The sequence below is a fragment of the Chelatococcus sp. HY11 genome (assembly GCF_018398335.1).
Lineage (GTDB): Bacteria > Pseudomonadota > Alphaproteobacteria > Rhizobiales > Beijerinckiaceae > Chelatococcus.
This window is the reverse complement of record NZ_JAHBRX010000001.1, coordinates 4361669-4374275: the sequence shown is the minus strand read 5'-3', so window position 1 is coordinate 4374275 and position 12607 is coordinate 4361669. Positions and strand designations below refer to the sequence as shown.

General features: G+C 64.7%; 12 protein-coding genes. 6 read left to right on the top strand and 6 right to left on the bottom strand.

Going from position 1 to position 12607, the window contains the following annotated elements; all coding sequences use genetic code 11:
- Window positions 1-37: 37 nt before the first annotated feature.
- The 5 genes from KIO74_RS19985 to KIO74_RS19965 all read left to right on the top strand — a co-directional run bounded on the left by KIO74_RS19985 (window position 38) and on the right by KIO74_RS19965 (window position 5480).
- Window positions 38-1621 (top strand): ABC transporter substrate-binding protein, encoded by a 1584-nt coding sequence (locus tag KIO74_RS19985; RefSeq protein ID WP_213333583.1) that lies wholly within the window; start codon window positions 38-40, stop codon window positions 1619-1621.
- Window positions 1622-1871: 250 nt separating this feature from the next.
- The gene (locus KIO74_RS19980) at window positions 1872-2918 is read left to right on the top strand and encodes an ABC transporter permease (RefSeq protein ID WP_213333582.1); all 1047 of its coding nucleotides are present in this window, start codon (window positions 1872-1874) and stop codon (window positions 2916-2918) included.
- 8 nt (window positions 2919-2926) lie between these two features.
- Entirely contained in the window at window positions 2927-3838 is a 912-nt protein-coding gene (gene nikC, locus KIO74_RS19975) for a nickel transporter permease (protein WP_249731081.1), read from the top strand.
- Window positions 3835-4716 carry an ABC transporter ATP-binding protein gene (locus KIO74_RS19970; RefSeq protein WP_213333580.1) on the top strand — a complete coding sequence of 294 codons (882 nt, stop codon included), beginning with the start codon at window positions 3835-3837 and terminating at the stop codon, window positions 4714-4716. Before nikC ends, KIO74_RS19970 begins: the two co-directional genes overlap by 4 nt.
- Window positions 4713-5480, top strand: coding sequence for an ABC transporter ATP-binding protein (locus KIO74_RS19965; RefSeq protein WP_213333579.1), 768 nt, complete (start codon window positions 4713-4715; stop codon window positions 5478-5480). The genes KIO74_RS19970 and KIO74_RS19965 overlap by 4 nt, the downstream gene beginning before the upstream one ends.
- Window positions 5481-5830: 350 nt before the next feature.
- On the opposite strand, the gene KIO74_RS19960 is transcribed toward KIO74_RS19965, so the two are convergent.
- The 6 genes from KIO74_RS19960 to KIO74_RS19935 form a co-directional block, all read right to left on the bottom strand.
- On the bottom strand, window positions 5831-6607 hold the full coding sequence (locus KIO74_RS19960; protein ID WP_213333578.1) for an ABC transporter ATP-binding protein: 777 nt from the start codon (window positions 6605-6607) through the stop codon (window positions 5831-5833).
- Window positions 6604-7668, bottom strand: coding sequence for a dihydrodipicolinate synthase family protein (locus KIO74_RS19955; protein WP_249731080.1), 1065 nt, complete (start codon window positions 7666-7668; stop codon window positions 6604-6606). The genes KIO74_RS19960 and KIO74_RS19955 overlap by 4 nt, the downstream gene beginning before the upstream one ends.
- 57 nt (window positions 7669-7725) lie before the next feature.
- On the bottom strand, window positions 7726-8574 hold the full coding sequence (locus tag KIO74_RS19950; RefSeq protein WP_213333577.1) for a GNAT family N-acetyltransferase: 849 nt from the start codon (window positions 8572-8574) through the stop codon (window positions 7726-7728).
- Window positions 8561-9613 (bottom strand): NAD-dependent epimerase/dehydratase family protein, encoded by a 1053-nt coding sequence (locus KIO74_RS19945; protein WP_213333576.1) that lies wholly within the window; start codon window positions 9611-9613, stop codon window positions 8561-8563. Before KIO74_RS19945 ends, KIO74_RS19950 begins: the two co-directional genes overlap by 14 nt.
- 35 nt (window positions 9614-9648) lie before the next feature.
- Complete coding sequence (locus KIO74_RS19940; protein ID WP_291979680.1) at window positions 9649-10419, bottom strand: ABC transporter permease; 771 nt, start codon at window positions 10417-10419, stop codon at window positions 9649-9651.
- Between the two features lie 268 nt (window positions 10420-10687).
- Window positions 10688-11344, bottom strand: coding sequence for a TetR family transcriptional regulator (locus tag KIO74_RS19935; RefSeq protein ID WP_213333574.1), 657 nt, complete (start codon window positions 11342-11344; stop codon window positions 10688-10690).
- A gap of 241 nt (window positions 11345-11585) precedes the next feature.
- Here KIO74_RS19935 and KIO74_RS19930 point away from each other — a divergent pair, with 241 nt between their 5' ends.
- Window positions 11586-12596: an ABC transporter substrate-binding protein gene (locus KIO74_RS19930; protein ID WP_213333573.1), complete on the top strand. Its 1011-nt coding sequence runs from the start codon at window positions 11586-11588 to the stop codon at window positions 12594-12596.
- The last annotated feature ends 11 nt before the right edge of the window (window positions 12597-12607 follow it).

Genomic DNA, 12607 nt, shown 5'->3' with positions numbered 1-12607 from the left:
AGCCCGGCACCACCAGTCCATCGAGGGAGGACACCTTATGAGATACCGACTTCTGGCCGGGCTTGCGGCTGTGGCGCTGATCACGGGCGCTGGAGGCGCATTCGCTGCCTCTCCACCGAACGCGCTCGTCATCGGCACCAACCTCGGCGCCATTCCGGCACTCGATCCCGCCGCCATCAACGCGCGCACGGTGTCGGAAGTCGTGTCGAACCTCTACGACAATCTGGTCATCGTTAACCCGGACGATCTCACCACCATCAGACCAATGCTGGCGGAGAAATGGACGGTTTCCGACGACAAGCGCACGATCACGATGACCATCCGAAAGGGCGCGACGTTTTCGTCCGGCAATCCGGTCACGGCCGAGGACGCCGCCTGGACGATCCAGCGCGTCATCAAGATGGGCGCCGTCGGCTCGACCGACATCGCGCTCTGGGGCTTCACCAAGGACAACGTGGACAGCCTTGTCCAGGCGACCGACCCGCAGACGCTGGTCATCAAGTTGCCGGAGCCGGTCTCGACCGATCTCGTGCTCTACTCGCTGGCTGGCGCCTCGCTTGGCATCGTCGACAAGAAGACGGTGCTCGCCAACGAGAAGAATGGCGATCTCGGCCAGAACTGGCTGAAGAGCAACAGCGCCGGCAGCGGGCCCTTCAAGCTCACGCAATGGCGGCCGAACGACATCCTGCTAACGGATGCGCGCGCCGACTACTGGGCGGGCGCTCCCGCCATGAAGCGCGTCGTCATGCGCCATGTGCCGGAATCCGGCAACATGCGCCTGCAAATCGAGGCCGGCGACATCGACGTCGGCCAGTATATGGCGAGCGGCGATATCGAGGCGCTCGAAGCCAAGGGCGCGACGATCGATCCGGGCCCGGGCCTCGGCTTCTACTACATCGCCATGAACACCCAGGACCCGGACCTCGCCAAGCCGAAGGTGCGTGAGGCGTTCCAGCATATCCTCGACTGGAAGCCGCTCGCCGCCACCACCATGAAGTATAATGGCTTCCCCTGGCAGTCGATTATTCCGAAGGGCATGTCCGGCGCGCCGACGGCCGAGCCCACAGGCCATGAATACGACCCGGAAAAGGCCAAGAGGCTCCTGGCCGAGGCGGGTTACCCCAACGGCCTGAAGAAGACGCTCTTCCCGTCGTCGGACGCGCTTCTCAAGATGGCTGTCGCGCTCCAGGACAACGCGCGCAAGGCCGGCGTCGAGTTCGAAATCGTTCCCGGCGAACATACCCCTGACTTCCGCGCCCGCAAGTTCCAGGTTCTCGTCGGCAATTCCGGCACACGCCTGCCCGATCCGTTCGGTACGCTCGTGCAATATGCCTACAACCCGGATAATCGCGACGAGGCGAAGCTTGGCGGTTACTACCTCTGGCGCACGGCGCTCGATGCGCCGGAACTGACGAAGCTCGTCGACCAGTCGAAGGCCGAGACCGATCCCGAGAAGCGCAAGGCGCTCTTCGAGCAGGTGGACAAGGGCTATCAGGCCCTGCCACCGACGCTGATCATCACCCTCCAGCGCACGGATCCTTACGTCATCAAGAAGGGGGTCAGCGGTTACGTCGGTCACCCCACCTGGTCGACGCGCTGGTTCGACGTGAAGAAGAACTAAAGCAGTGTCGATCGATTTGAATCGAGAAAACCCCCGTTGTCATGGCCGGGCTTGTTCCGGCCATCCCGGTGAGTTGAAGCGCCTTTCTGATCGGGGTTACCGGGACAAGCCCGGTAATGACGCCTTTAGAAGCTGGCGCTTCAAATCCATGGGGAATTTTCTCTTTCATTCTTGCACCGCATTGTTCTCGCGGGAACAGCAACCCGCTTCACGTGAGAACAATGTCTAAACCTCTGCTTCGAGGCGCTGGATGACGACTTACGAAGCCTTCAACAGACCTCAACGTTTCCTGCGCCTGCGCCAGTTCTCGGGCAAGGCTCTCTCCATTGTGGTCACGCTGGTCGGCCTGTTGCTGCTGACCTTCACGATGGGGCGGCTTCTGCCCGCGGACCCGGTCCTTGCCGTCACCGGCTCGGAGGTGGACCGCGCGACCTACGAGCGGGTGTACAACGAACTCGGCCTCGGCGAACCCGTGTGGAAGCAGTTCGCTTCCTATGTCGGCCGCATGCTGACCGGCGACATGGGGCAGTCGCTCACCACCGGCCGCCCGGTCGCGCAAGATCTTCTGACAGTCTTTCCCGCGACCATCGAATTGGCCCTCGTCGCGATGCTGTGCGGCACCTTGATCGGCGTGCCGCTCGGCATCGTCGCCGCCATCAACCGCGGCAAGCTGATCGACCATATCGCGCGCATCGTCGGTTTGGCCGGTCATTCCATCCCGATCTTCTGGCTCGGCCTGATGGCGCTTTTCGTCTTCTACGCGAAGCTGCGCTGGGTCTCGGCCTCCGGGCGCATCGACATCCTCAATGAAGGGCTCGTACCGCCGATCACAGGGCTTATGCTGCTGGACACCGCCTTGCAGGGGGAATGGGACGTGTTTCGCGACGCCTTGTCCCACATCATCCTGCCCGGCGCGATCCTCGGCTACTATTCGGTGGCCTATATCAGCCGCATGACCCGCAGCTTCATGCTGGAGCAGCTCGGGCAGGAATACATCATCTCGGCGCGCGCCAAGGGCGTTTCGCGACGCCAGATGATCTGGAGCCATGCCTTCAAGAACATTCGCGTCCAGTTGCTCACGGTGCTCGCGCTGACTTTCGGCGGGCTGCTCGACGGCGCCGTGCTGATCGAGACCGTGTTCGGCTGGCCGGGCCTTGGCCAGTATCTCACCCGGGGACTGAAGATGAACGACATGAACGTGGTGATGGGCGCCGTGCTGCTCATCGGCGTCGTCTTCCTGACGATCAACATCATCTCCGACAAGCTCTACCGCATCCTGGACCCGCGCACACGATGACGGCGATCATGACATCCCCTGGCGCGCGGCCGAAAAGCTGGCTCAAGACCGATACGCCGAAGGACGCCTTCCAGGCGAGCGTACAGCAGCTCTACCAGGGCTGGCGCCGTTTCGCGATCCATCCCCTGGGGCTCCTGGGGCTCGGCATCATCCTCCTTCTCGTCGCCACCGCCATCGCGGCTCCCTGGCTGACACCTTATGATCCCGCTGCCCAGGACATGATGGGCCGGTTGCAGCCGCCCTCGTCAGCCCATTGGCTCGGCACGGACGAATTCGGACGCGACGTCTTCGCGCGGGTGGTCTACGGCGCGCGCACGACGCTTTACATCATCATGCTGGTCACGGTGATCGTTGCCCCCATTGGCCTGATCATCGGCGCCTGCGCCGGCTATCTCGGCGGCTGGGCGGATGAAGTGCTGATGCGCGTCACGGACATCTTCCTCTCCTTCCCCGGCCTCGTGCTGGCGCTCGGCTTCGCCGCCGCGCTCGGCCCCGGCATCACCAACGCCATCATCGCCATCGCGCTCACCGCCTGGCCGCCCATGGCGCGCCTCGCCCGCGCCGAGGCCCTCTCGCTGCGCAACGCGGATTTCATCGCGGCGGTGCGCCTGCAGGGCGCCTCGAGAACGCGCATCATTACGCGCCATATCCTGCCGATGTGCCTGCCATCGGTGATCGTGCGCATCACCCTCAATATGGCGGGCGTCATCCTGACGGCGGCGGGCCTCGGCTTCCTCGGCCTCGGCGCGCAGCCGCCCATGGCCGAATGGGGCGCCATGGTCTCCACCGGCCGCGAATACATGCTGGATTCGCCATGGGTCGTGGCCGCGCCCGGCATTGCCATCGCCGTGGTGAGCCTCGCCTTCAACCTCGCCGGCGACGCGCTCCGCGACGTGCTCGATCCGAAGGCAGGCGAATGACCGACATAACAAAGATCGCAACCAAACCCCTGATCGAGGCCAAAAACCTTCGCATCGTCTTCGGCCGGGGCGAGGCGGCCGTGGAGGTCGTCCACGGCATCTCGTTCACGCTCGGCCGGGAAAAGCTCGGCATCGTCGGCGAATCCGGCGCCGGTAAGTCGACGATCGGCCGCGCCATCATGCGCCTGTCGCCACCGGGGGCGCGCGTCACGGCCGATCGGCTCACCTTCAAGGACGTGGACCTGCTCAAGGCCAGCGAGAAGGAAATGATGGGCCTGAGAGGCCGGCGCATCGGCCTCATCCTGCAGGACCCGAAATACTCGCTCAATCCCGTCGTGCCGGTGGGCGAGCAGATCGCCGAGGCCTGGCGGCTGCACCATCCCGGACGCCAGGGCGCGCGCGAGGCGGCCGAGCGCACTCTGTCCATCCTGGAAGCGGTGAAGATCCGCGATCCCAAGCGCGTCACGAAGCTCTATCCGCACGAAATTTCCGGCGGCATGGGCCAGCGCGTGATGATCGCCATGATGCTCATCGCCGGCCCCGATGTGCTGATCGCCGACGAGCCGACCTCGGCGCTCGATGTCACGGTGCGGCTCGAGGTGCTGACGCTGCTCGACGAACTCATCGAGAGCCGCGGTCTCGGCCTGATCCTCATCAGCCATGACCTCAACCTCGTGCGCCGCTTCTGCGACCGTGTCGTCATCATGTACGCCGGGCGCATCATGGAAACGCTGAAGGCGTCCGATCTCGACAAGGCCGAGCATCCCTATACGCGCGGGCTTCTCGGCTCGCTGCCCTCCATTCACAGCGAGCAGCACCGCCTGCCGGTGCTCACGCGCGATCCGGCATGGCTCCTCGGCACGGGGGCGACGCGATGATCGAGGCCAAAGATCTCAACATCCGTTTCGCCCATGACGCGCCGCTCGTCGTCGCGGGCCTGTCGTTCAAGGTCGCCACGGGCTCGACCTTCGGCCTCGTCGGTGAATCGGGCTGCGGCAAGTCCACCGTGCTGCGCGCGCTGGCGGGGCTCAACACCAACTATGACGGCGAGATCCTGCTGGACGGCACACCGCTGCCGCCCCACCGCCCGAAGAGCTTCTTCAAGCGCGTCCAGATGGTCTTCCAGGATCCCTACGGCTCCCTGCATCCCCGCCAGACGATCCAGGCACAGTTGTTGGAGCCCCTGCGCAACCAGGGCATCCACAAGCCGATCACGATCGTCGGCGAGGCGCTGGAATCAGTCGGCCTGCCGCGCGCCGCCGCCTTCCGCTTCCCGCATCAGCTCTCCGGCGGGCAGCGCCAGCGCGTCGCCATCGCCCGGGCGCTGATGCTGGAGCCGGAGGTGCTGCTGCTCGACGAGCCGACATCGGCGCTCGACGTCTCGGTGCAGGCGGAAATCCTCAACCTGCTCATGGACCTGCGCGAACAACGCAACCTCACCTATGTCCTGGTGAGCCACGATCTCGCTGTCATCGCCCACATGTGCCACGACATCGCCGTGATGCAGGGCGGCCGCATCGTCGACAGCTTCAACGCCGCTCAGCTACGCGCCGGCAACCTCACGCATCCCTATACGCGCGAGCTGCTGACAGCGAGCGAGGCCTATGGCGAGGGGCCCGCGCCGCAGGTGCAGCTGGTTTGAACATGCGGTGATGGATCCCCTTCCCGTCGCTGCGCGCCGCGATGACACGCGGGAAGCGCCGCCCCTGATCCCTCCCCCTCGGGGGAGGGTGGCCTCGCGCCAGCGAGGTCGGGTGGGGGCACGAGGTCGGGAACGATGCTCCGCCCGCCATGCAGCGCTTACCCCAAGCCCGTCGAGACACCCCCACCCGGCGCCTGCGGCGCCACCCTCCCCCGAGGGGGAGGGATCAGCGCGGCGTCCAGGGCAGCGAGGATAGGCGCCGACCCATCCGCTCGTCGTCCCCAGCGTCGCGCAGCGACGGGAAGGGGATCCATCGCCGCCGCAAATGCTTGCCGATAGCCAGCGATGTTCTAATGCCCAGCCGGAAAGCCGAGCTCGGCGTAGATCCGCCGGCAGTATTCGCCGAAGTTCTCATGCGTCTTCAAGGCGACGGTGCGTTCGCCGGGAAAGGTGATGGGAAAATAATCAGCCATGCGGGCGGGGCCTGCCGTCAGCACGGCGCAGTGGGTTCCGAGGAACACGGCTTCTTGGATGCTGTGGGTGACGAAGATGATCGTCTTGCCGCTCTCGCCCCAGATGCGCAGCATCTCGATATGCATGTGCTCGCGCGTCATGGCGTCGAGCGCGCCGAACGGCTCGTCCATGAGGATGAGCTTCGGGTCATGGATCAAGGCGCGGGCGATGGCAGCGCGCTGTTGCATGCCGCCTGAAAGCTCCTGCGGATATTTCTCCGCGAAGCCCCCGAGGCCGACCATGGCGAGGAGGTGCTTCGCCCGCTCGCGCGCCTCGCGCATCGGCAGGCCGACGATCTCCGCTGGCAAGAGCACATTGTCCATGATGGTGCGCCACTTCAGGAGCAGCGCCTGCTGGAACACCATCCCGACATCACGCCCCGGGTTGAAGGGCGTGCCTGCGTTGCCGATCGCGACCGTGCCGCCATCGGCCGTATGAAGCCCGGCGAGGATCTTGAGCACGGTGGTCTTGCCGCATCCGGAGGGGCCGACGAGCGAGACCATCTCGCCCTCGGCGATGTCCATCGTCACGTCCGAGACGGCGAGGAATTCCCGCGCGCCGGAGCCATAGACCTTGCGCACATTGCGCAGGCTGATGAAGGGCGCGCCGCTCATGCCAGCCACCGTTCGAGATTGGCCCGGACGAAGTCGTCGTCGCCGAGATCAGCATGCTCCACGCGCACACGGTCGATCTCGGCCTTCTGTCCCGGCCCGAGGCCCTCCTCGGGATCGAGGCACCAGATGCCCTCGAGCAGGCCCTGCAGGCGCAGGACCTCGTGACAACCGGCAATGCAGCCGTGGAAATTATTGGCGACGTCGAAGAAGGCGGCGTTGCAATCCGTGACGCGCGCGTCGAGCGCCAGCAGGTCCGCGTCGACGTGGCCCGCCTCCCGCGCCGCGCGACAGCGCTTCATCAGGTCCACCGCTTTCGATGTCCAGACCGACCAATGCCCGAGCAGCCCACCGCGGAAGCGCACCCGCGCCGTCTCCGCGTTGCCGCGGCGCACATCAAACGGCGTCACCAGATCGAGCACGATGTGGTCGTCATTGCCGGTATAGAGCGTGACGCGATCCTCGGCACGGGCAAGCGCCACGCCGCGCGCCACATCGAGCGTGCGATAGCGGTGGAAGGGCGCCACCTTGATCGCCACCACATTGTCGATCGTCGCGAAGCGCTGCCAGAAATCGACGCCCAGCGTCATCCCGCCGACGGCGCTCTGCAGATAGAAGCCGATCAGCGGGATCTCCCGCGACACGGCCTCGCAATGGGCGATCAGCGCATCGACATCGCTGCCCTTCATGGCGGCGAGGCTGAGGAGCCCCGCATGGTAGCCATTGGCGACGGCGATCTTCGCCTCGCGGATCGCCTGTTCGGTCGAGCCGCACAGCCCGGCAACCATGACCAGCGGCCGGTCCGTCCAGGCCCGGGCTTCCTCGGCCGCGAGCTTCAGCACCGGCTCGTAGAGCCCGACATCGCGGATGGCGAATTGCGTGGTGTGCACGCCAACGGCCAGCCCTCCGACACCCGCATCGAGATAGTAGCGCGTCAGGGCGCGCTGGCGACGCTCGTCGAGCTGGCGCGCGGCATCGAGTACCAGCGGATGCGCCGGGATGACGGCCCCTTCACGCAGAAGGCCAAGAACATCCGGGCTCAGGTCCGTGTGGTGCAATCCCATGATTAAGCCTCTTGCTTCAGCCTATGCAACAGTTCATCGTGCCATTCGGCGCAGTCTTCAGCCGTATTCGGGCCCGGCTCCCGCCATGAATTCACTGCCAAAACCTGCGAGATCCTGCGCGCCGCGGACCATGCGCAGGAACGGGCGCTCCTCGACAAAGCCACGTGCGATGAGATGCCCGCGCAAGGCATCGCGATCCGCCGCGAGATCAATGACCAGTTCGCCAGGCTCACCGGCCAGAATGCTGTCGACCAGCGCCGCTGCGCGCGCCTCGTCGGGCGCATAAAGCGGGCCGAGCTGGAGGGCCCTGCGACCATCGCGCAGGAGCGCGATCGCCTCGCCCTGCCGATGGAGCCGCGAGCCTGCGCGGCCTGCCATCTCGGTCAAGACCGTGGCGCGGCTGAAACCGAAAACGGCCTCATCAGCCGCAACGAACGCCGGAATGTCCCCTGCCCCGCCGGCTCCCTGCGAAGCCTTGGGCAGCACGCTTTCCGGCTTGCGGCGCAGGCGGATGATATCGCCGATCGCGCGGAACCCTAGCTGTTCATAGACCGTGGCACCCGCCGGCGTCGCATCGAGCCAGCATTTTAGCGCGCGTGCGTCCGCAACTTCGAGGCAGCGCGACATGAGGGCGGTCGCCAGCCCACGACGACGCCAATCCGCATGGACCAGCACAAGGCTGATCCAGGCCGCCGGCGGATAGGGCAAAAGCGCCGCCGTGGCGACAACCCGGCCATCGGGCGCGCGCGCGGCGAAGACATCGGCCATCGCGAGGAACAGGTGCCAGTCGTCCGCCGTCTGGTTCCAGCCGGCGGCGTCGGACAGGGCGAGCCCCGCCGCCGCCTCGCCGGACTGCAGACGGTCGAAGCTGATACCGTCCGCCGCCATGGCCTCAGTAGCGCCCATCCCGCACCTCGAATTTGGTCGGCTTGCCGTGGCTCGGCATTTCGCGCGCCACCCAGTCCGCCGTCCACGCGATCATCTGCGCCGTGGAGACGACAGGCTCCCCGAACAGGTTGACCGCGAGCGATGTATCGGTAAGCCACGCCGTGCGCGCTTCCGTGCCGGTGATGACAGGGGCCTTGCCTAGCCGCTCACCCATGCGCACCGCGAGATCGCGCACCGCCAGGATCTCGGAACCGCTGACATTGATCGGGCTCGTGGGCGTGGTGCAATGCTTCAGGCACCGCAGCGCCTGCGCCGAGGCATCACCCTGCCAGATCACGTTGACATGGCCCATGGTGACATCGATGGGCTTGCCCGCGAGGACCTTCGAGGCGATGTCGTGCAGCACGCCGTAGCGCATGTCGATGGCGTAGTTGAGCCGGAAGAGACGGCCTGGCGTCCCGAACTTCCCCGAGAAATACTCGAAGAAGCGCTCACGGCCTACGCAGGACTGGGCATATTCGCCCGGCGGATCCGCCGCGACGCTCTCATCGGCGCCGCGCCCGTCCACGGGCACGAAGGGATAGACGCACCCTGTCGAGAAGGCGACGATGCGCGAGTCGCGGAAAGCCTGCGCCACGATGCCCGGCACATGGACGTTCATCGCCCAGGTCAGGCCGAGGTCGCCCTCGGCGCCGAACTTGCGCCCCGCCATGAAGATGATGTTCCTGACCTTCGGCAGCGCCGCGACAGCCGCCTCATCGAGCAGATCGCAGACGATCGTCTCGATCCCGCGCGCCTCCAGCGCCTCTTTCAGGCCCGGCTCCGAGAAACGCGCCACACCGATAACGCGTCTGTGCGGCGCGGCGGCCTTGGCGAGCCCGGCAACGGTCGGCCCCATCTTGCCGCCGACGCCGACGATCATGATGTCTCCATCAACGGCGGCGAGATCGTCGATCAGGGCCTGCGACGGCCGGCACAGCAGATCGTCGAGTTCCGCAATCGAAGTGATGCGCGCAGGCAAGGACGCCGCGGTGAGCACTGACGGGTGCGATGTCATGGGGACCTCTTTGGACCTCTTGGACTTTTGGGACCTTATTGAACGCGGACATCCCTCACGATGACCAGACGCTCGAGAAGGAGCACGAGGCCGTAGAGCAGGATGCCGAGGAGCGTGAGAAGGATGACGGCCATCAGCATGGCCGGGGTATCGAGCGACGATTGCACCTGGATCATCAGGTAGCCGAGCCCCCGCTCGGAGGCGATGAATTCACCGACGACCGCACCCGCGACAGCAAGGATGGCCCCGACCTTCATGCCGGAAAACACATAAGGCAACGCGCCGGGGAGCTGGATCTTGCGAAAGAGCTGCCAGCGCGTGCCCTTGAGCGAGCGCACGAGATCGAGCAGGTCGGGATCGACCTCTCCGAGACCACGTGCCGTCGTCAGGAGGATGGGAAAGAAGCAGATGCTGAACGCGATCAGAATATTCGGCACGATGCCGTAGCTGAACCACACGATGAACAGCGGACCAAGCGCCACTTTCGGAATCATGTTCAAGGTCACGAAGAGCGGCAGAAAGATAAGTGTCAGCCAGCGTGACCATGAAAACAGAAGAGCAAGCGCCACGCCGATGAATACGGCGAGGCCATAGCCGCCGAAGATTTCGGCCGCCGTCACGAGGGTATTTGAACCCCAGGCATATTGATCCGAGCCGAGCGTAGCCAGCGTGGCGACAGGCGACGGCAGGATGAAGGCGGGTATCGCGAACCAGTCCACCGCCCATTGCCACAGCAGGAGGACAGCGAGGTGCACAGCGACAATCACGCCCGCACGGCCCAACGACCGCCAGCGCGCCGCGGAGATTTCAGCGGATTGATCGCGGATGACAGGGATAGATTGCTCCGACACCGTTCCCGCTCCTTTCAGGATTGCCTGAAGGCTAGGTTCAATCGACATTCACGTATTGCCCAAGCGATCCCACCGTCATCACCGGGCTTGTCCCGGTGATCCCGACCGGAAAGGCGCCTTGATCCATCGAGATGGCCGGGACGGGCCCGGCCATGACGGCTGAGAATGCCGAATGTCGATTGAACCTAGAGCAATGCCGCGAACAAATCAACCAACTAGTTGATTATTTGATGAGGATCGAACCCATCACAAGGTCGACAATATGGCGGCGCCGTGCCTTCAAAGCGGCTTGCGTCATCAGGTCTTTCTTGAAAATCGCGGAGAGGGTCGGCGCGTTGGAAAAGTAGAAATAGCCGAGCCCGGCGATCGAGATATAGAGCTGCATCGGGTCGATGCCGGGCCGGAAAACGCCCTCCTTGGTCCCCTTCTCCAGGGTCTCGGCGATCAGCGCGACGAAAGGCGAATGCATCTCCGGCAACATGGCGGACGCCCTCACGTGGGTGGCGCCATGGCGGTTCTCATCATTGAGCAGCGCCACGAAATCGGGATGGTCCTTGAGATGGTCGAAGGAAGTCTCGATCAGCCGTTTGATGGCCTTTTCCGGCGCCAGCCCACGCAGATTGAGTGTGCGCTCCTGCGCGCGGATCTCGTCATAGATCCATTCGAGGACAGCGAGATAGAGACCGTCCTTGTCACCAAAATAGTGATAGACGAGCTGCTTGTTGACGCCAGCCCGCGCGGCGATCTCGTCGACCCGCGCCCCGGCGAGTCCTTTCTGGGCAAACTCGACACGCGCGGCCGCCATCAGGGCCTGCCGGCTCGCCACGGGGTCGCGCCGCGCGCGTGGCGCACGGGTTCCCGCACTGATCACCTCGGTCATCATGGCCTCCTTCAGCCCCACGGCCCGTCGGCAAGCTTATCACTTTGTCGCACACTACCAACCAACTGGTTGAAAAGTATTTGACGCCCACCAACAGGGTTGGTAGCGATTTATGGATCGCGCGACAAGCACGATGGCAATGAGACCACGACCGCGGCACCAAGCGTCCGGCAGCACCGCGCGTGTTGCCGAAATTGTCCGCCGTATCGGCGCGCGCTTCGATGAATAGAGGGGAATTGTCATGAAGATCGTCCAGATGATCGGCACGGCCGCGCTGGCCTTTTCCGTCGCCAGCGGCGCGGCTCAAGCAGCCGAGAAGCTCAACCTTATCCTGAATTGGACGCCGACTGCCGACCACGCGCCTTATTATTATGCAAAAGCGCAGGGCTGGTACGAGAAGGCCGGCATTGATCTCAACATCGAAGTCGGCAAAGGCTCGGGCGTCGCGGCGCAGAAGGTCGGCGCCGGTCAGTCCGAACTCGGCATCGCCGATCTCGCAACGGCCATCGTCGCGCGTGGCAAGGGCGCCGACGTCGTCGCGGTCATGAGCGTCTACGCCAACACGCCGCAAGGCTTCTACTGGCTCAAGAGCTCGGGCATCAACGGTGCCAAGGACTTTCCAGGCCGCAAGATCGGCAACCCGCCGGGCGACGCCTCGCGCGTGATGTGGCCGGCCTTTGCCAAGGCGGCCGGCATCGACCCCAAGGCGGTCAGCTTCGTCAATATTTCGCCCCAGGCCAAGATGCCGTCGCTGAAGAGCAAGGCGGTCGACATCATCAGCGACTTCTACAACGAGCATGACCTCAAGGTCCGCGAATTCGGTGACGACCTCGGCTACCTCTCGTGGAAGGAAGTCGGCCTCAACCCCTATGGCAATTCCATCATCGTCAATGGCGCCTATCTCGCCAAGAACGAGAAGGTTGTCGATGAATTCGTCAAGATAAGCCAGAAGGCCTTCGCCGCCTGCGTGGCGGATGTAGCTCCCTGCCTGGACGCGCTCGTCGCCGCGACCTCCGGCCTAGACCGGCAGGTGCAGGCCAACCAGTGGGAGCGCATCAAGGAGATGATGACGGACGAATTCACCGTCTCCAAGGGCCTCGGCTGGATCGACGCGGATCGCGCCAGGAAGGACTACGAGCTGGTGTCCACGATGATCGGCCTCGACAAGCCCTTCGACGCTTCGGCGATCGCCACGACGAAGTTCCTCGATCCGTCGATCAAGATGGACGCGAGCAAGGTGAAGAAGCAGTAAGGTTGCGAGGC

Bases quoted from the DNA above. Each gene is read 5' to 3' on its own strand.
- KIO74_RS19985 (WP_213333583.1), top strand. From the start codon at position 38: ATGAGATACCGACTTCTGGCCGGGCTTGCGGCTGTGGCGCTGATCACG.
- KIO74_RS19980 (WP_213333582.1), top strand. From the start codon at position 1,872: ATGACGACTTACGAAGCCTTCAACAGACCTCAACGTTTCCTGCGCCTG.
- nikC (WP_249731081.1), top strand. From the start codon at position 2,927: ATGACATCCCCTGGCGCGCGGCCGAAAAGCTGGCTCAAGACCGATACG.
- KIO74_RS19970 (WP_213333580.1), top strand. From the start codon at position 3,835: ATGACCGACATAACAAAGATCGCAACCAAACCCCTGATCGAGGCCAAA.
- KIO74_RS19965 (WP_213333579.1), top strand. From the start codon at position 4,713: ATGATCGAGGCCAAAGATCTCAACATCCGTTTCGCCCATGACGCGCCG.
- KIO74_RS19960 (WP_213333578.1), bottom strand. From the start codon at position 6,607: ATGAGCGGCGCGCCCTTCATCAGCCTGCGCAATGTGCGCAAGGTCTAT.
- KIO74_RS19955 (WP_249731080.1), bottom strand. From the start codon at position 7,668: ATGGGATTGCACCACACGGACCTGAGCCCGGATGTTCTTGGCCTTCTG.
- KIO74_RS19950 (WP_213333577.1), bottom strand. From the start codon at position 8,574: ATGGGCGCTACTGAGGCCATGGCGGCGGACGGTATCAGCTTCGACCGT.
- KIO74_RS19945 (WP_213333576.1), bottom strand. From the start codon at position 9,613: ATGACATCGCACCCGTCAGTGCTCACCGCGGCGTCCTTGCCTGCGCGC.
- KIO74_RS19935 (WP_213333574.1), bottom strand. From the start codon at position 11,344: ATGACCGAGGTGATCAGTGCGGGAACCCGTGCGCCACGCGCGCGGCGC.
- KIO74_RS19930 (WP_213333573.1), top strand. From the start codon at position 11,586: ATGAAGATCGTCCAGATGATCGGCACGGCCGCGCTGGCCTTTTCCGTC.